Raw genomic sequence first — 18,031 nt, forward strand, 5'->3', positions numbered from 1 at the left:
TTACCTCGCGCTTATCCGCAAGCTATACGTTGATTGGCTGTGACAATTCACAGCCACAGCGCGCAACATGCGCCTTTATTTTCGGCAGGTGGTATGAAAAAAGTTATTTTTTCTTTGGCGCTGGGTACGTTCGGACTGGGGATGGCCGAGTTTGGCATTATGGGCGTGCTGACGGAGCTGGCACGCGATGTCGGGATAACGATTCCCGCCGCCGGGCATATGATCTCGTTTTACGCCTTCGGCGTCGTGCTGGGCGCGCCTGTTATGGCGCTCTTTTCCAGCCGCTTTTCGCTTAAACATATACTGCTGTTTCTGGTCACGCTGTGCGTGATGGGCAATGCCATATTTACCTTTTCCTCGTCATATCTGATGCTCGCCGTCGGCAGACTGGTTTCCGGCTTTCCGCATGGCGCCTTTTTTGGCGTCGGCGCCATTGTCCTGTCAAAGATTATCCGCCCCGGGAAAGTCACCGCCGCCGTCGCGGGTATGGTTTCAGGGATGACGGTGGCGAATCTGGTGGGCATTCCGGTCGGCACTTACCTGAGCCAGGAATTTAGCTGGCGCTACACCTTTTTATTGATCGCGGTTTTCAACATCGCCGTGCTCACCGCGATTTTCTTCTGGGTGCCGGATATTCGCGACAAAGCCCAAGGCAGCCTGCGCGAGCAGTTCCACTTCTTGCGTAGCCCCGCGCCGTGGCTCATTTTCGCCGCCACGATGTTCGGCAATGCGGGCGTTTTTGCCTGGTTCAGCTATATCAAGCCATTTATGATGTACATCTCCGGTTTTTCGGAGACGAGCATGACGTTTATTATGATGCTGGTCGGGCTGGGGATGGTGTTAGGCAATCTGTTAAGCGGCAAACTCTCCGGCAGATATACTCCACTGCGCATCGCGGTAGTGACTGACCTCATTATCGTGCTCTCTCTCATGGCGCTCTTTTTCTTCAGCGGATACAAAACAGCATCGCTGACTTTCGCGTTTATCTGCTGCGCTGGTCTGTTTGCGCTCTCTGCGCCGCTGCAAATCCTGCTGCTGCAAAACGCCAAAGGCGGCGAACTGCTGGGCGCGGCGGGAGGGCAAATCGCCTTTAATCTCGGTAGCGCGATTGGCGCCTGGTGCGGCGGGCTGATGCTGACGCTAGGTTTTGCGTACCACTATGTGGCGCTTCCCGCCGCCCTGCTCTCGTTTTCCGCCATGTCGTCGTTGCTGGTATACGGACGTCTAAAACACAAGCAGCCATCGGTCACGCCGGTTGCCGGATGACGCCATCCGGCTAGAAACGTTACGCCAGCGGCCACAGCCAGGCCGCGCCGCGCACGCCGCTTGAATCGCCATGCAGCGCCTTACGTACCGGCGTCTCGCACTCGCCGCCAAAAACAAACGATTTCATCAGCGACGGAACCGTCTTGTACAGGCGCTCAACATTGCTCATACCGCCGCCCAGCACAATGACATCCGGATCCAGAATATTCACGACATGAGATAATGCTTTCGCCAGCCGCAGCTCATAACGGCTTAACGCCAGTTCCGCCACGGCGTCCTGCGCGTCGACCAGACGAATAATCTCATCGCCTTTTAGCGCTTTACCGCTCAAACGCTGGTAATCCGTGGCAAATCCCGTACCGGAAATAAAGGTTTCGATACAGCCTTGTTTACCGCAATAACAGGGAATTTCTTCGCGGTAACGCAACTCATCGTCATCCATCCACGGCAACGGATTGTGGCCCCATTCACCTGCCGTACCGTTGCTGCCGATGTGCGCCCGGCCATTTAGCGCTACGCCCGCACCACACCCGGTACCGATAATCACCGCAAATACCGTTTGCGCCCCCGCCGCCGCGCCATCCACCGCCTCTGATACCGCCAGGCAATTGGCATCGTTGGCTAACCGCACTTCACGCTTCAGACGACGGCTCACATCGCTATCGAACGGCTGGCCGTTAAGCCACGTAGAGTTAGCGTTTTTTACCACGCCGGTGTAAGGCGAGAGAGAACCGGGAATGCCAATGCCGACGCTACCGGTCTGGCCGGTCGCCTGTTCCGCCATGTCGACCAGCGTAGCGATGGTTTCTATCGTTTGCTGATAATCCTCCCGCGGCGTAGGCAGACGATGGCGAAACCGCTGCTCTCCTGCATCATCAAGCGCAATGACTTCCGTTTTTGTGCCGCCTAAATCGATACCAATACGCACATACCGCTCCTCATTTTTTGGGAATATCAACAGGGTAGAATTCACCGTTCTGATTGGCAATGCAAGCCTGCCGACAATTCGTTACTATACCGCCTGGATTTAACGACAAGGCCGTGGAAATTATCATGCTGTGGTTCAAAAATTTAATGGTTTACCGTCTTAGCCGCGATATTACATTACGCGCCGAAGAGATGGAGAAACAGCTCACCTCAATGACGTTTACCCCATGCGGTAGCCAGGATATGGCCAAAATGGGCTGGGTTCCGCCGATGGGCTCTCACAGCGATGCGTTAACGCACACCGCCAATGGCCAAATTATTATTTGCGCGCGCAAAGAAGAGAAAATCCTGCCATCGCCAGTGATCAAACAGGCACTGGAGGCGAAAATCCAGAAACTGGAAGCCGATCAGGGACGCAAGCTGAAGAAGACGGAAAAAGATTCCCTGAAGGATGAAGTGTTGCATTCGTTGCTGCCGCGCGCGTTTAGCCGCTTCAGTCAGACAATGATGTGGATTGATACCGTTAACGGCCTGATTATGGTTGACTGCGCCAGCGCGAAAAAAGCGGAAGATACTTTGGCGCTACTGCGTAAAAGTCTTGGCTCGCTGCCGGTCGTCCCGCTGGCGCTGGAAAATCCGATTGAGCTGACGCTCACCGAGTGGGTGCGCTCCGGTACGGTCGCTCAGGGTTTCCAGTTGCTGGACGAAGCCGAATTGAAAGCGATGCTGGAAGATGGCGGCGTGATCCGCGCGAAAAAGCAGGATCTGGTCAGCGACGAGATCGCCGTTCATATTGAAGCGGGTAAAGTGGTCACGAAGCTGGCGCTCGACTGGCAGCAGCGTATTCAATTCGTCATGTGCGACGACGGCTCCATTAAGCGTCTGAAATTCTGCGACGAGCTGCGCGATCAGAACGAAGATATCGACCGGGAAGATTTTGCCCAACGTTTTGACGCGGACTTTATCCTGATGACCGGCGAGCTGGCGGCGCTGATTCAAAGCCTGGTGGAAGGATTAGGCGGCGAAGCGCAGCGCTAACCAGAGGGTCCCTCTCCGCCGGAGAGGGGACTCACCGTTACAAATAGCGGCACAGATACGAGGTGGGCTCAGCGACCTGTAGATGAAACTCGCTGTGGCCAGGCACGTTAAACACCTCACCGGCTGTATACACTTTCCATTCGACAGTTCCCGGCAACAGTACCTTCAACGCGCCGCTCACAACCGTCATCTCTTCGGGTTCGGCGGTGCCAAAGGTATACTCCCCTTCCGCCATCACACCAACGCTGGCCCGGCCGGTGCTACTGCTGGTAAATCCAATAGACTTCACTTTCCCGGAAAAGTATTCATTGCTTTGTAGCATAATCAGGCCCCGTCTCATTATTAAATTAACACCCAATATAGAGTCCTGACGTTCGGCCTGTCACGTAAAATTAGACAAGCAGTTCTGAAGCTAACCGCGCAATCAAAACATTAGAGAGTAAAACCGGCACATCCAGCGCCTGCTGTAAAATATCCCGATGACGCTGATGAAAACCCAGACAATCCAGCATAATGACGTCCGCGCCTTGATCCAGTAGCGCCTGTCCGGCATCAATTAACTGTTGCTCAGAACCGTGAACCGGATTCGCCAGCGAATACACCGGCGGCATTTGCAATACCTGCCATTTTTTCTCCTGGGCCGCCAGAAGTTCTGCAACAGGCACAATCACGCCCACCTGATGCCCATCCACAATAGAGGCGACAAGCGGTGGAATAATACGCAGCGGTTCAAGCAAAATAGAATTACGAGCTGCCATACTTTTAATCGCCGCGGTGCTCATCAGTATAATGACGTCATAACCCTGGTTATCCAGCACCTCGACAACGCTCTGTAAATCTCGCTCCACTTTCTGGCGGGAAACATGGGCTATCTGGTTATCATTCAGCAACGTCAAAAGCGGATCGTCGCCAGGCTCTACAGCGTAATCCGCCATAACGTCTTCCCGGCTCATTTTTCCCAGCAGGCTATGATGGGTGATGTGTTGTTCGTCGATGTATTCCGTCAGAAGCGGTAACACTTCGCTCATTGGCACAACGCCGATTGTGAGGATTGCCAACGACGCACTCATTTTTATTCCACCTTATTACTTCGTCGTAATTCCCGGGCAAATATTCACACGCTCACCGCGCTACCTGCCCTACAAATCTCAGAAAGCGTAGCAGCAGATGAGCAACGTATTGTGTAAAGATTCCAAATAATTCCAATATTGTATTGTTATCGCTTAATTTACGGTTTTAGTTGCCAGTATAAATGTTTCAAGAATGTGATGGAGATACAATTTAGGGGTACCCGGAATCCCTTCCGAGTGGTTCATGCGTCTATGATTTATCCGGATCTTCGTAACGTTTTTTCGCATCCATCGCTTCTTCTGCGGTCGGATGCTCGCTGATGAGCGAATCAGGTTTCGGATGGTCAGCCCGTAGCTGATACCACGTCACCGTCTGGCCCGGCGTGCCTTTTTCAATGGTGACGATATAAGCTTCCCGCGGATAAGGTGGTCTGGTTGGCATAGCGTTTCCTTTATTCTGGGTGAGCGTTAAGTATAGACATCTCCCTGTAACCGTTGCGTCGACGGCGGCAACGCCGCAATAATTTCAGAAACGACCTGGGCCGGCGTTTTCGTCGCGTCAATAATGTAATGCGCCGTTTCGCGATACAACGCGTCACGCTGCTCAAGCACTTCCCGAACCTCTTCGCTCAACGGCTTGCCGGTGAGGGTCGGGCGCAGATCCGCTTCAGGTTCAGCCTCAAGCCGGTTAACCAGCGTGGATACCGGCGCGCACAGATAAATCACTACGCCAACACGGTGCATATAACGTCGGTTATACTCCGTGAGAATAATACCTCCTCCCGTCGCCACGACAGTCGAAGGCGCGCTTACCGCCTCCAGGGCCGCGGTTTCCCGGGCGCGGAACCCTCCCCAGCCTTCTTTTTCAACGATATCAGCGACGCTCATCTGCACGTGCGATTGCAGCCAGCGGTCGGTATCTGCAAACCGGAAACCGGTTGCCTGCGCCAGCGCCATACCGATGGTGGTTTTCCCACAGCCCCGCGGGCCAACAAGATAAAGAGGTTGCATCATAGCAGGCGTTCCCCCAGGAACTGCGCATACGCAGGATTTGATATCAGCAATGTTATAATCATATCATCTAACTAGTACAACGCATAAATGTAAATAATAATTTACACAAAGGTACTAAAGTCACAATATTAGTACTATAGCAAGAATCAGAAATGAATAAACTGTAAATTTTTCATTACACGATTTATTTTTTACGCTGGCTTTCCAGCCACCACTTATCCAGCTCGGCGGCAAAATGCTGACGATCGCGCGGCGAGAGAGTGTTTGGTCTCCCCGTTTGTACGCCGCTGGCGCGTAGCGTGTCCATAAAGTCACGCATCGTCAGACGTTCGCGAATCGTGGCGTCGCTATAGCGTTCTCCCCGGGGATTAAGAGCCGCAGCGCCTTTTTCCAGCACTTCAGCCGCCAGCGGAATATCTGCGGTAATCACCAGATCGCCCGCTTCGCATTGACGCACAATTTCATTGTCCGCCACGTCAAACCCGGCGGCCACGCGGAGCGTGCGGATAAAACGCGAAGGCGGCACGCGCAAGGCCTGATTGGCAACCAGAATAAGCGGCAACTGCATCCGCTCGGCGGCGCGGTACAAAATTTCTTTAATGACATTCGGACACGCATCCGCATCCACCCAGATGGTCATAATGTCTCCCGTACGGTATACAATCTTTTATTGTCTCGCGCTTTTGTCTTTCATCAAAGTGCTGTTTCTCCTTCTGCCCGTTTTCAATCCGCGTTAAGCTAACCATTCCCCATAACACACAAACATAGGGAGTGACGAGATGGAGAAGAAAATCGGTTTTATTGGCTGCGGTAATATGGGCAAGGCTATTCTTGGCGGACTGATTGCCAGCGGTCAGGTACTTCCCGGTCAGATCTGGGTCTACACCCCCTCCCCCGATAAAGTTGCCGCCCTGCATGACCAGTACGGCATTAATGCGGCGCAAAGCGCGCAGGAGGTCGCTCAGGTCGCGGATATCGTTTTCGGCGCGGTAAAACCGGGCATTATGGTGAAAGTGCTCAGTGAAATCTCCTCCAGCCTGAACAAAGACTCGCTGGTGGTCTCTATCGCCGCAGGCGTAACGCTTGATCAGCTTGCGCGCGCGCTGGGACACGACCGTAAAATCATTCGCGCTATGCCGAATACGCCGTCGCTGGTCAACGCAGGAATGACCTCCGTCACGCCAAACGCGCTGGTCACACCGGAAGATACGGCTGATGTCCTGAATATTTTCCGCTGCTTTGGAGAGGCGGAAGTAATTGCTGAGCCGATGATCCATCCGGTGGTTGGCGTGAGCGGATCTTCGCCGGCCTATGTGTTTATGTTTATCGAGGCGATGGCGGACGCAGCCGTTCTGGGCGGTATGCCTCGCGCTCAGGCTTATAAATTCGCCGCGCAGGCCGTTATGGGATCGGCGAAAATGGTACTCGAAACCGGAAAGCATCCCGGCGAACTGAAAGATATGGTGTGCTCGCCTGGCGGAACGACGATTGAAGCCGTACGCGTTCTGGAAGAACGTGGCTTCCGCGCTGCGGTAATAGAAGCGATGACGAAGTGTATGGAAAAATCAGAGGCGCTCAGTAAATCCTGAAGCCCGGCTGGACGTCATGCCGCCACTTCGGTGCGGTTACGTCCGGCATTCTTTGCTTTGTAAAGCGCCATATCCGCAGACTTTAGCCATTCCCGATAATGACCGATTTGTGGCGTTAACGGCGCCACGCCCACGCTGATACGTAACATGACCTGCGGCGCGCCCGGCAAGCGTAAGGTATTTAGCCGTTCATGCACTCGCGACATGGCGGTAATCGCGCTGTCTGCCGGCGTTCCGCACATAATCACCGCAAATTCGTCGCCGCCAAAGCGCCCGATAATATCACTCCCGCGTAGCGTTATCTGTAATTGACGCGTCAGGGCGATAATAGCCTCATCCCCAACATCATGTCCCCAGGTGTCGTTAATGCTCTTAAAATGATCGATGTCGATAATCAACAATGTCGCCTCCCGATGGTGGCGTCGACTGTGATCGAATTCATTACGTAATAAAATTTCCCAGTGGCGTCGGTTATAGACGCCGGTCATGCCATCCCGCGAGCTCATCGCCTGCAAGCGTCGCTTATGTTCCGCTAATTTAATGGCCGTTTGGTAACTTACCCAGGCGAACAGAAGCGGATACAACATAATGACGGGCAAAGAGAGCGTAACTTCCAGCGACGAGCTTCGCATAGCGACGGGTAGCCCGGTAAGCTGCAACGTCACCAGACATGACGCCAGCAAAAGCCCCATTCCGGCAGTGAATAGCTGCCGCCCGCCAGCCCCCATCAGATTCATGCTCATCATCATAAACAGCGCGGCGGCAGGCAACATATTGACGCCCATCAACGCGATCCACATGCCGGAGAGGATCGCATCCACTTTCAGGTTGTAAATTTCCTGACGTAGCGGATCAAGGGCTTTCGCCGACCACTGCCACGCCAGATGCGGCCAGACAAAAGACCAGCCGACCAGCAACAGCCACCAGCCGCCAAAGACAGGTTGCGTCACTAACACGGCGGCCACCGGTAAAAACATCCCCCCTAACCCCACCGCGCGCGGTAGCCTGATGCGCCGGGCGAAGCGCAACCCGGAGCGCTGACGATCATCAGGAGGGTCAGGCGGCGCTACCGCCTGTTCAACTGCTTTTCGGTAAAAATTTTCATCATTCATTATTTTTGGGAACATTTAGAAACAATTTTCCCAAATTATAGAAACAGAGCGCATGGAGGGAGTATGAAATTTCGGGTGAGTGTTTTTCAGGGCTCACCCGATAGCACTACGCCGCTTTTTTCAGGCAGGCGCTCATAAACTTGCTACGGTCATCGCCTTTCAGGGATTGTTCCGTCGCCTGAACATTGCATTCACGCATTTTCTGCTGTTGCGGCGTCAGGCTTTTCTCGCCAGGGGCTGACTGACTGTTTTTCAGGCAGTCGCTAAGGTAGGTTTTACGCGCATCGCCTTTCAACGCTTGCGCTGTCGCCTGCTGATTACAGGTTGTCATGCGCTGCTGTTGCGGCGTTAACGGTTTCTCGGTTGCGCCGACGGCGGTTAAAAAGACCAGGCCAAAAAGTAAAGTCACCAGTAATGTTATTTTCATAGCACCATCCTTTTGTCAGTGTACACATTACACGTTGTCCCTTTGGGAAATATCCCAGGGACTTTATATAAGTCTGGCTGTTACTGGCAAAAATACCACCCGGTTGTAAAAGTATTACTTACCGTGAGCAATAGATGTTTTATTGATTGACAAACCGTAGGCTAATGTGCAATTCGATTATCCACAGTCACACTGGCAGGATGCAGAAGAACAGCGCATAGCGTTACACTGTTATTACCATAGCCGCTTCGTTTTTATTTTCTTCTGGTTAATACAGAGCAAAATAAAAACGAAGCGGCCAGGGCTATTTTATAAAAGTAACGTTATAACAACTGTGTTGTTTTAAATACGATTAGTGCCGGGGGTGTCTCAGCAACTTTTTTACATATTGGCGCAGCAATTCCGTATCGTGATCAGGAACGCTGGCATCCGGCTTTACGCCTTCAAGTGCCCCCTCTACCTGACGTATCAACATCTCCTGCTCGTTTTGCGCCATGTTACGTAACATTGCTGTGACGATAATCTCTAACGCTTCTACCTGAGCAACCAGTTCTTTCGACTCTTCTTCTTTTTGGGCTAGCTTAAGCAACAACTCTGCTATGAGATTTTTCATGACCATATTTCCTTATTAGTTCCAGGGTGACGTTATCACTATGAAGAACCACTGCCTAGAGGCTGAAAGTACTATTTTTATGATACAGGAAGAACTTTACACAAATAATTATCACTGTCGCCGCAGCGAAACGTTTCTCAGACCGAAAACGAGACGATAATAAACCATCAAAAAACAATAATCACGCTATATCATAATTTAAGGTTATGCCATCTATAGAAAAACTTCACGGATAAAGAATATATCTTTTAATTTAAACCATATCGTAACGGCAGAAGCGCCGTTACGATGCACCGCTATTGGCCTTTCGCTTTTTGCGCGTTACGCCGACGACGTAACGCCAGGGTCAGTTGCCCAATATTGATCAACACGATCGCCGCCGTAGCGATAAAAACCCAGCGGAAACCGGCCATCGCCGATACCGTCGCGCCCATCAACGGCCCAACCACGTTGCCCAGGTACATAAATGACTGGTTGTAACCAAAAATACGTCCGGTAATTTGATCGCTGGAGTATTTCACCAATAACGTTTGTACGGCGGGTAACATCGCGCCATCGGCAAAGCCTAACAAGAAACGCAACAGTCCCAACTGGAACGGCGTGGTGACCCAGGACATCGCGAAGAAAAGCAGCACTGCGCAGATAAGCGTGGCCATCAGAATTCTTTCCGTGCCGATTCTGTCGCCAAGTTTTCCCAGGCGAGGCGCGGAGATAAGCGCGGAGATACCGGGCACCGAGGCAATTAACCCGCTAAGAAAGGCGATGTTATTACTGTCCGGCATCATTGATTTGATAAACAGCGCCAGGATTGGACTGATGGAACCATTACAGAGTTGAATGACCATCGTGGTAAAAAACAAACTGATCACCAGCGCAGGATAAGGTAACGACGCAAAAACGGCTTTACCGCTCAGGCGTTCGCTTTTCCTGATGACCGGACGTACGCCTTCTTTAATTAAAAATAGCGTGACCAGAAAGCTCACCACCAACAGCATGGCGGTAATCAGAAATACCGCCCGCAGCCCGATATGATCCGCGACAAAGCCGCCCATTAACGGCCCGCCGATAACGCCGCTGATCTGCGCGGTAGAAAGCGTACTGAGCGCCCAGCCGCTACGTTCGCGCGGTACCTGAGAGGCTACCAGCGCCATGGCATTGGGGATATAGCCTGACGTTAACCCCATGATTCCGCGCAGCAGGAAAAGTTGCCAGACATGGGTCGCAAATGCCTGCAGTAGAATAGCTATCGCCATCCCGAGCGACGCGCGCAATAGCATCAGTTTACGCCCTTTACGATCGGCGAGACTGCCCCACATCGGCGACACAATGGCGGAAATAAGAAACGTGATGCTAAACGTTAACCCGGACCACATTGATAACGCTTCATGGGAAGAGACGCCAAGCTGGGAAATATAAAGGGGTAAAAATGGCAGGATTTGGCTGATTGCCAGCCCGGTAAAAAAACATCCAAACCAAACGGAAATTAGATTAACTTTCCAGGATTCCATAAGACTCGTAACGGTAAGTAGCTGAAAATACGCGTTAGCTTAGCAAGCTCTCATTTTCCTGGTGGTTCCAGAGGTGCGATACGTCACACTTTGCTATTTTGTCTCCCCGTTCATCATTTTTGTGAAACATATCACATTATATAGCCGCGCAAGGCAGACGTTTATGCTTTAACGACACACGCCGTAGCCTCGCATTCCAAGATGAAAATGGTTAGCATGAGCAGCGTTATAGTCAGGCCCGAGCCCATTGCCATAATAATGGCAACTGGCGTTTAACATAGCGCGTAACCAGAGCCCCGTCTCCTCACGCCCCCAGCCGCGCAGAACAGTGATTTTTCGGCCATCCGATAGCTGAAACCCGCTGACATCCAGCGCTTCTGCGCTGGCATGTTCACTGCGACGCGCATCCGGGCGGTGATAAATATTACGGCAGGCATAGCTGCCCAGATGTTCGATGCGGGTCAGGCGGCGCTTCATCCACGTTTCTGTTAAAGGTTTTGCCTGCTGTTCGACAAACAGCGCGGAGCGCAGCGCCAACGGGCAGGAGGCTAAAAAACTGCTGCTCAGTTTGACCTGGCCAAAATCTCTGACGCGCACAACATGGGACAAGGGACATTCACCAGTGCTATCCGCAACAGGTTGTGATGAAATTAATCCCTGTTGATTGGCCGCCGTCAAAAGCTCCCGGCACTGCGACAGCGTAAGGCGCTGTAGTTTGAAGGTAGTGATCCAGCCTTGCGGATCGGCAAGTTGTAGCGGAGCAAAAGGATTATAATAAGAGGGAAGATAACGATATCCCAGTCCGCCAATGCCGCCCAACAGCACAATAATCAGAAAACCCTTACCTCTCACGCGGCCTCCGTTCTCACATCCCATAAACATTATGGCAGAAGCCCGCGAAACCCGCGTTTTGTCGTGGTAATGTATACGCTTTGCATTCGATGGAATGGGTTTTTAAGATGGCGAAATTGCGGGTAGGAATAGTATTTGGCGGTAAGTCGGCGGAACATGAAGTGTCTTTGCAATCAGCGAAAAATATCGTTGATGCGATCGATAAAACCCGCTTCGACGTGGTGCTGTTAGGGATAGATAAGGCAGGACAATGGCATGTTAACGATGCGGAAAATTATTTGCAGAATGCAGACGATCCGGCACATATCGCGCTACGTCCTTCGGCAATCAGTCTGGCCCAGGTGCCTGGCAAACACCAACACCAGTTGATTAACGCCCAGAACGGGCAGCCGCTACCGACGGTAGATGTTATTTTTCCTATCGTCCACGGTACGCTGGGCGAAGACGGCTCATTGCAGGGGATGCTGCGCGTCGCAAACTTACCGTTTGTCGGTTCAGACGTGCTGAGCTCCGCAGCCTGCATGGATAAAGACGTCGCCAAACGACTGCTACGCGATGCAGGACTGAATATCGCCCCGTTTATTACACTCACCCGAACGAATCGTCACGCGTTTAGTTTTGCCGAGGTTGAATCCCGTCTGGGACTGCCGCTGTTCGTTAAGCCCGCCAATCAGGGCTCTTCGGTCGGCGTCAGTAAAGTCGCTAACGAAGCGCAATATCAGCAGGCGGTCGCGCTGGCTTTCGAATTCGATCATAAAGTGGTGGTAGAGCAAGGGATCAAGGGGCGCGAAATCGAATGCGCCGTATTAGGTAACGATAACCCACAGGCCAGTACCTGTGGCGAAATCGTACTGAATAGCGAATTTTACGCCTACGATACTAAGTATATTGATGATAACGGCGCACAAGTTGTCGTGCCTGCGCAGCTCCCTTCCGAGGTGAATGACAAGATCCGCGCGATCGCGATCCAGGCTTATCAGACGCTGGGGTGCGCGGGTATGGCGCGTGTCGATGTCTTCTTAACGGCAGACAATGAGGTCGTGATTAACGAGATCAATACGCTGCCAGGTTTTACCAATATCAGTATGTATCCAAAACTCTGGCAGGCGAGCGGATTGGGCTATACCGATTTGATCAGCCGCCTGATTGAGCTGGCGCTGGAACGCCATACGGCGAATAACGCCTTAAAAACCACGATGTAATAGCGCACGCCCGATAGCGCAACGTTTATCGGGCGTCTTTTACCTCATCATCTTCGCGCCGGCGAATGATGAACCCCGCCAGCCAGAAGCTGATAATCCACGTTACCAGCCCAACGCCATAGGTTTGCCATCCTTTCGCCTCAAAACCCAGCAATCCTACGACGCCATTCAAAATAAAGATAAGGCCAATAGAGAAGGCATAGTAGTGCCAGTCACGACGAATTTTTACAGGCAAACGCATAACGACTCCGACGTATTAACAGCAACAAAAATGTATTTTTGCATACTTCTGGCGGGCGAGTCTGTGGGGGATACGGAATTTCTTAAATGTTAATTGATTTTGATAAAAGTGATCGTTTTGTGACAACTAACAAAAATTTACGCGATGGATACATTCCGTATGTGAAATTACCATGATTCTGATATTGACAAACACAATGACCTGTCAGACTTCACAGTAAGCCGATGGCATAACGCCAGATCGTAGCCGATCATCCTGGAGGTCTTTATGGCTGATTTCACTCTCTCAAAATCGCTGTTCAGCGGGAAGCATCGAGAAACCTCCTCTACGCCCGGAAATATTGCTTACGCCATATTTGTACTGTTTTGCTTCTGGGCCGGAGCGCAACTCTTAAACCTGCTGGTTCATGCGCCGGGCATCTATGAGCATCTGATGCAGGTACAGGATACAGGTCGACCGCGGGTAGAGATTGGGCTGGGCGTCGGGACGATTTTTGGCCTGGTGCCCTTCCTCACGGGCTGCCTCATTTTCGCCGTTATCGCCGCGTTTTTACGCTGGCGTCACCGTCACCAATAAACCTTAGCGCGCTGGAGAAAATATCCCAGCGCGAAATTTATCGCCCCATACACCGCGCCCGCCGCTCATCAACTCGTTTAGCAAACCAGGCGGTCGTCAGCTTACGCGTGATCTTCGGACTTTCCAGTTGAATACCGGGCAACATTTCCCGCGCAAGCGTCTTACCCGTTTTGGCCTCGGCCAGTTTATAGACTTTCTTGTAGAGCGCCGTTTTTTCAAACGCCAGGCTATCGCCTTTCTCCAGTTGGCTGCGAATTTCACGCTCACTCATTCCCAACTGCCCTGCCAGTTTGCGCACCGCTAACTCTGTTTTGCCCGGTTCCTTGCTGTTATAACGAATCAGATCGCCATCCAGCGCCAGTTTTACCCCACTGGCTTTACTGACGGCATTCTGGAACGCAGCGTTACGGCTGGCGTACCATCCCGCGTTGAAGTCGGCGAAGCGGAAAACAGGCGCGCTGTAGTTCGCCGGGTAATTCAGCAAATGGTAGGTTCCAAACCACAATCCGCCACGGCGCGTAAAGACCTCCTGACGTACCGTACCCGTCATCTTCCACGGATAGCCTTTCGCGTGCTGTTCGGCAAAGGCAATGCTGACCTGCATCGGGCCGCCCGTATGCACCGGGTTATATGAGCCAAATAGCGTCTGCCCCATAGGGACCATATTGATAAAGTCGTCAAAAATAGCGCTAAGCTGTTTTTCGGTTTTTACCGTGTCCAGGCGTTCGCTATAGCTCTTGCCGTTGGGGGAGTTAATTTTCAGCGCGGTGTGCACCAGAAACAGCGGAATGTGTAGTCGTTCAGCGCGGCGATCAATCTCCTGCCAGGCGATTTTACTTAGTCCCGGCACGACAGGATCCGCCTGATAACCGGACTCCTGCTGGGCGACAGCCAGCACCGAACAGATATTTTCTACCGTCGGCGCCAGCCCCTGACTCTTAAACGTTGTCGCGATGTCTTTCGCCCAGGCCTCTCTGTCTTTGACACTGGCCGGCATTTTCTGACGTACTACGCTTGCCACGTCGACAGGCTTCTCGCCCTTGCTCACCGGCTGCCCGGATTGACTACTACAGCCAGCCAATATGGCGACCGCCAGAAAAGGCAGAGGATAAAGACGGGACGCCGCCGACATAACGTTTCCTTCTGTTAGCTAAAAGAGTGGGTCACTTCCTGAACTGGCTGACCATCCAACTGACGTTCAAAGCTACGTAAACGTTTATAAATAGACATCAGCTCCACCAGCGTCGTCCAGGAGTTAATCAAATACTGGAACGAACCGCGCACCTGACCAAACACGTTGGTGATTTGCGTCATCAGCCCCAGCGTAATCGTACCGGCAACAATGGAAGGAAACAGCAGGAACAAACCGAAAACGTTATCGACCTGCAAATAGAGAATGCGCGCGATGTTGAAATACATATAGTGAAAGTAGAGACGGAAGTAGTTATGACGCACCGCGCTAAACAGTTCACGGACGGTTGGCGGCGTGGCGCGGCTGGCGTCATCTTCACCGTAGACCAGCTCCTTACGATAAGCGGCTTCCACTCGCTGATTTTTAAATTCCAGCCCCGGCAATTTGATCCCGACGACTGCCAGCAGGCCCGTCCCCATTAATGACCAGACTATGGCGGCAATGACCAGGCCGTAAGGGATATGCCCTACGATGGGTAAATCCGGCACATGCGCTGACAGGGTGACCAACACCGGCAGAAAGGCGATGAGCGTCATGATGGCATTGATAAAACTCACGCCCATATTCTCCAGTGTAGAGGCAAAACGCATGGTGTCCTCCTGCACACGCTGGGCGGCCCCTTCGATATGGCGCAGGTACTGCCAGTGCGCCATATAGTGCTCATTCATTGCGGTACGCCAGCGAAATACATAGTGGCTGACAAAGAAGTTGTTCAGCACACCGATCACCACGGCGATAAGCGCAATACCGAGAAACACCCCCACTTCATGATAAAATTGACCAAGAGTGACCTTGTGCGGCGAGCTGAGCGCCGTTTGAATCAAATCATAGAACGGCGCGTACCAGGCGTTAACCGCAACGCCAACCTCCACCAAAAACCAGGTGACAAAAATAATGAGCGAGGTGCCAAGTATCGACCAATACTGCCAGCGGTGCGGGCTATAGATGAACCAGAACGTTGCAAATAAACCCACGCAAATCAGGTAATAAGCATAAAAAATCAGATAGTCCAGCGACCAGAAGCGCGCTGCGCTGATAGGCACTTCATCGGATGCCCCTACAAGTCGCGCCACCCAATCTCCTCCTCCCGCCTGCCAGAAAATGACGGCGATCAGCGCCCAAACAAACGCCGACATGAAAAACGGCCCTGGCTTTGGGAAAAAAGATTTAAACATCATGCTCTCCTGCTAACTTCTTCTCTTTATTACGGCTGCTGTAACGGCGGCAATATCACGCCATGCCCACGCAAATGAAAGGGCTAAACCAGGCATTGTGACCTACGTTGTGACGCTTAGTTCGCACTTCTGCTCAACAGAATTGTTTCGACGAGTTTCATTCTAAGCAGGCAGGCTGGCGCTATCAGGTTATCACAAGCGCTCTATCACAAAAGTAAACATTCTTCATCACGAAAACCCGCCGTTACGTTTTTTCACCCACTTTTTTCTCTTTGACGTTTTGCAATGTGCCGCCGGGTAGTATAAATACGCATAACCACCGTTATTTCACTTATGGACATCACCGTTGAAACGTAGTCTGCTTTTTACTGCCATGCTGTTTGCGGCATCACTTACTTCTGTCCAGGCGGCTCAGCCGATTGCCGATCCGGTTTTTGCCTCTGATATCGTTGATCGTTATGCCGAGCATATCTTTTATGGTAGCGGCGCCACGGGCATGGCGCTGGTGGTGATCGACGGCAATCAACGCGTGTTTCGTAGTTTCGGTGACACCAGACCGGGCAATAATGTTCGTCCACAGCTTGATTCGGTCATTCGTATCGCTTCTCTCACCAAGCTAATGACCAGTGAAATGTTGGTAAAATTGCTCGATCAGGGAACGGTAAAATTAAACGACCCTCTCAGCAAATATGCGCCTCCCGGCGCGCATGTCCCGACGTATCAAGGCACGCCGATTACGTTAGTCAACTTAGCGACCCACACCAGCGCGCTTCCGCGAGAACAGCCCGGCGGCGCGGCGCATCGTCCGGTATTTGTCTGGCCAACCCGCGAACAACGCTGGAACTGGCTCTCCACAGCAACGTTAAAAGTCGCGCCAGGCTCGCAGGCGGCCTATTCCAATCTGGCGTTCGACCTGTTAGCCGACGCGCTGGCGACCGCCTCCGGCAAACCTTATACGCAACTGTTTGAAGAAAAGATTACCCGCCCGCTGGGAATGAAAGACACCACGTTTACCCCCTCTCCCGATCAGTGTAAGCGTCTGATGGTGGCAGAAAAAGGCGCAAGCCCCTGTAATAATACGCTGGCTGCCATTGGCAGCGGCGGGGTCTATTCTACGCCAGGAGATATGATGCGCTGGATGCAACAGTATCTGTCGTCAGATTTCTATCACCGTAGCCATCAGGCCGATCGTATGCAAACGTTGATTTATCAGCGCACACAGTTAAAGAAAATCATCGGGATGGACGTACCAGGTAAAGCCGACGCGCTCGGTCTGGGCTGGGTCTATATGGCGCCAAAAGACGGACGTCCTGGCATTATCCAGAAAACAGGAGGCGGCGGCGGTTTTATTACCTATATGGCGATGATCCCACAATATAATATTGGCGCTTTTGTGGTCGTAACCCGTTCCCCCCTCACTCGTTTTACCAATATGAGCGACGGGATTAACGATTTGGTTACTGAGTTAAGCGGCAATAAACCGATTGCTATTCCTGCATCCTGAGTCGTCGCGCCTCGCGCTATATCAGACGAGGCGCAACATTTTTGTTAATATTCGGAGGGCAAACGGTTAATACTGATCAGTTTGCCTTTATTCATTTCAATGTAATTACCCTTACGCAGGGCCGCGAGAACTTCCGCCACCACCGATCGCGATACGCGCGTTCGTTGATGAATATAATTCATAACACCAATACGTGAGCGAAGTTCTTCATCCCACTCAATCATTGTCATTAACGTCGCACGAATCTGGTCGTAAGAATTATTACCAATGAGCTGCTTGTCACGAAGTTCCAGTACCTGGCTTTTCCATACTATCCAACAGAAGGCTTCACGCCACAGTTGGTTCTGCTCAATGATGGCGAGAGTTTGTGATGATGAGAGGCGATAACCGATGCAACCGCTCTCCGCAATTAATTTATATTGTGCCTCTTTTTTCGCCACACCATCGGCTAAGCCGAAAATAAAGGGGGCCTGCACAATACCAATAAGAACTTTATCACCCCGAACTAACGAAACAACCCCCTCTAAAATAACAAAGGTATGGGTATTACTTTCATCAGGTGAACAGATAATCTCTTTATCGTTAACAAACTCGAAACGCGTACCATGCTTAGAAAGGCATTTATCGAGTCTGTTGAATTCCTGTAGTGGCTTGCTTAAAGATAACATATGCATTCCTTGCAATAATGCCCGTCAAGTCCTTGACGGGCATTTTTCAGTTTAAAT

21 protein-coding genes are annotated in these 18,031 nt (G+C 51.8%); 6 read left to right on the forward strand and 15 right to left on the reverse strand.

Annotated elements, in window-relative coordinates; translation table 11 throughout:
• Positions 1 to 93: 93 nt before the first annotated feature.
• Positions 94 to 1,266: an MFS transporter AraJ gene (araJ, locus tag J4614_RS12015; protein ID WP_000755629.1), complete on the forward strand. Its 1,173-nt coding sequence runs from the start codon at positions 94 to 96 to the stop codon at positions 1,264 to 1,266.
• A gap of 19 nt (positions 1,267 to 1,285) precedes the next feature.
• On the opposite strand, the gene mak is transcribed toward araJ, so the two are convergent.
• Positions 1,286 to 2,194, reverse strand: a complete 909-nt coding sequence (mak, locus tag J4614_RS12020; RefSeq protein WP_001219282.1) for a fructokinase — start codon at positions 2,192 to 2,194, stop codon at positions 1,286 to 1,288.
• Positions 2,195 to 2,319: 125 nt separating this feature from the next.
• On the opposite strand from mak, the gene rdgC reads away from it, so the two are divergent.
• On the forward strand, positions 2,320 to 3,231 hold the full coding sequence (rdgC, locus tag J4614_RS12025; protein WP_000964307.1) for a recombination-associated protein RdgC: 912 nt from the start codon (positions 2,320 to 2,322) through the stop codon (positions 3,229 to 3,231).
• Positions 3,232 to 3,268: 37 nt separating this feature from the next.
• Here rdgC and ppnP read toward each other — a convergent pair whose 3' ends face one another.
• The 5 genes from ppnP to J4614_RS12050 all read right to left on the reverse strand — a co-directional run bounded on the left by ppnP (position 3,269) and on the right by J4614_RS12050 (position 5,955).
• Positions 3,269 to 3,553, reverse strand: a complete 285-nt coding sequence (gene ppnP, locus J4614_RS12030) for a pyrimidine/purine nucleoside phosphorylase (protein ID WP_000941953.1) — start codon at positions 3,551 to 3,553, stop codon at positions 3,269 to 3,271.
• 70 nt (positions 3,554 to 3,623) lie between these two features.
• Positions 3,624 to 4,301: an AroM family protein gene (locus J4614_RS12035; RefSeq protein ID WP_001276437.1), complete on the reverse strand. Its 678-nt coding sequence runs from the start codon at positions 4,299 to 4,301 to the stop codon at positions 3,624 to 3,626.
• Between the two features lie 250 nt (positions 4,302 to 4,551).
• Positions 4,552 to 4,743: a protein YaiA gene (gene yaiA / locus J4614_RS12040; RefSeq protein WP_001143161.1), complete on the reverse strand. Its 192-nt coding sequence runs from the start codon at positions 4,741 to 4,743 to the stop codon at positions 4,552 to 4,554.
• 26 nt (positions 4,744 to 4,769) lie between these two features.
• Positions 4,770 to 5,315 carry a shikimate kinase AroL gene (aroL, locus tag J4614_RS12045; protein ID WP_000983570.1) on the reverse strand — a complete coding sequence of 182 codons (546 nt, stop codon included), beginning with the start codon at positions 5,313 to 5,315 and terminating at the stop codon, positions 4,770 to 4,772.
• Positions 5,316 to 5,499: 184 nt separating this feature from the next.
• On the reverse strand, positions 5,500 to 5,955 hold the full coding sequence (locus J4614_RS12050) for a YaiI/YqxD family protein (protein WP_208293182.1): 456 nt from the start codon (positions 5,953 to 5,955) through the stop codon (positions 5,500 to 5,502).
• Between the two features lie 139 nt (positions 5,956 to 6,094).
• Between J4614_RS12050 and proC the strand changes: the two genes are divergently transcribed.
• Positions 6,095 to 6,904: a pyrroline-5-carboxylate reductase gene (gene proC, locus J4614_RS12055; protein ID WP_000412193.1), complete on the forward strand. Its 810-nt coding sequence runs from the start codon at positions 6,095 to 6,097 to the stop codon at positions 6,902 to 6,904.
• A gap of 14 nt (positions 6,905 to 6,918) precedes the next feature.
• On the opposite strand, the gene adrA is transcribed toward proC, so the two are convergent.
• The 5 genes from adrA to J4614_RS12080 all read right to left on the reverse strand — a co-directional run bounded on the left by adrA (position 6,919) and on the right by J4614_RS12080 (position 11,446).
• Positions 6,919 to 8,031: a diguanylate cyclase AdrA gene (adrA, locus tag J4614_RS12060; protein WP_000484091.1), complete on the reverse strand. Its 1,113-nt coding sequence runs from the start codon at positions 8,029 to 8,031 to the stop codon at positions 6,919 to 6,921.
• A gap of 91 nt (positions 8,032 to 8,122) precedes the next feature.
• Positions 8,123 to 8,443 (reverse strand): phosphate starvation-inducible protein PsiF, encoded by a 321-nt coding sequence (gene psiF / locus J4614_RS12065; protein ID WP_000705165.1) that lies wholly within the window; start codon positions 8,441 to 8,443, stop codon positions 8,123 to 8,125.
• 352 nt (positions 8,444 to 8,795) lie between these two features.
• Complete coding sequence (gene iraP, locus J4614_RS12070; protein WP_001518423.1) at positions 8,796 to 9,056, reverse strand: anti-adapter protein IraP; 261 nt, start codon at positions 9,054 to 9,056, stop codon at positions 8,796 to 8,798.
• Between the two features lie 296 nt (positions 9,057 to 9,352).
• On the reverse strand, positions 9,353 to 10,564 hold the full coding sequence (locus J4614_RS12075; protein ID WP_000446772.1) for a multidrug efflux MFS transporter: 1,212 nt from the start codon (positions 10,562 to 10,564) through the stop codon (positions 9,353 to 9,355).
• Positions 10,565 to 10,732: 168 nt separating this feature from the next.
• Positions 10,733 to 11,446 carry an extensin family protein gene (locus J4614_RS12080; RefSeq protein WP_208293183.1) on the reverse strand — a complete coding sequence of 238 codons (714 nt, stop codon included), beginning with the start codon at positions 11,444 to 11,446 and terminating at the stop codon, positions 10,733 to 10,735.
• A gap of 77 nt (positions 11,447 to 11,523) precedes the next feature.
• On the opposite strand from J4614_RS12080, the gene ddlA reads away from it, so the two are divergent.
• Positions 11,524 to 12,618, forward strand: coding sequence for a D-alanine--D-alanine ligase (gene ddlA / locus J4614_RS12085; RefSeq protein WP_023251918.1), 1,095 nt, complete (start codon positions 11,524 to 11,526; stop codon positions 12,616 to 12,618).
• A 25-nt stretch (positions 12,619 to 12,643) separates the two neighbouring features.
• Here the strand turns inward: ddlA and J4614_RS12090 are convergent, their stop codons facing one another.
• The gene (locus J4614_RS12090) at positions 12,644 to 12,859 is read right to left on the reverse strand and encodes a DUF2754 family protein (protein ID WP_001239240.1); all 216 of its coding nucleotides are present in this window, start codon (positions 12,857 to 12,859) and stop codon (positions 12,644 to 12,646) included.
• A gap of 267 nt (positions 12,860 to 13,126) precedes the next feature.
• Here J4614_RS12090 and J4614_RS12095 point away from each other — a divergent pair, with 267 nt between their 5' ends.
• Positions 13,127 to 13,435, forward strand: coding sequence for a YaiY family protein (locus tag J4614_RS12095; RefSeq protein ID WP_000763139.1), 309 nt, complete (start codon positions 13,127 to 13,129; stop codon positions 13,433 to 13,435).
• Between the two features lie 37 nt (positions 13,436 to 13,472).
• On the opposite strand, the gene yaiW is transcribed toward J4614_RS12095, so the two are convergent.
• Entirely contained in the window at positions 13,473 to 14,567 is a 1,095-nt protein-coding gene (yaiW, locus tag J4614_RS12100) for a surface-exposed outer membrane lipoprotein YaiW (RefSeq protein ID WP_001271421.1), read from the reverse strand.
• A 14-nt stretch (positions 14,568 to 14,581) separates the two neighbouring features.
• Positions 14,582 to 15,802: a peptide antibiotic transporter SbmA gene (sbmA, locus tag J4614_RS12105; protein WP_000477023.1), complete on the reverse strand. Its 1,221-nt coding sequence runs from the start codon at positions 15,800 to 15,802 to the stop codon at positions 14,582 to 14,584.
• 346 nt (positions 15,803 to 16,148) lie between these two features.
• On the opposite strand from sbmA, the gene ampH reads away from it, so the two are divergent.
• Positions 16,149 to 17,306: a D-alanyl-D-alanine-carboxypeptidase/endopeptidase AmpH gene (ampH, locus tag J4614_RS12110; protein WP_000830775.1), complete on the forward strand. Its 1,158-nt coding sequence runs from the start codon at positions 16,149 to 16,151 to the stop codon at positions 17,304 to 17,306.
• A gap of 44 nt (positions 17,307 to 17,350) precedes the next feature.
• Here ampH and iprA read toward each other — a convergent pair whose 3' ends face one another.
• A complete protein-coding gene (gene iprA, locus J4614_RS12115) occupies positions 17,351 to 17,974 on the reverse strand; it encodes a hydrogen peroxide resistance inhibitor IprA (RefSeq protein WP_000950235.1) in 624 nt (207 codons plus the stop codon).
• Positions 17,975 to 18,031 lie beyond the last annotated feature (57 nt).

This window comes from Salmonella sp. 32031103-2018-00083-FB-01-SM-01, from assembly GCF_017571995.1.
Lineage (GTDB): Bacteria > Pseudomonadota > Gammaproteobacteria > Enterobacterales > Enterobacteriaceae > Salmonella > Salmonella enterica.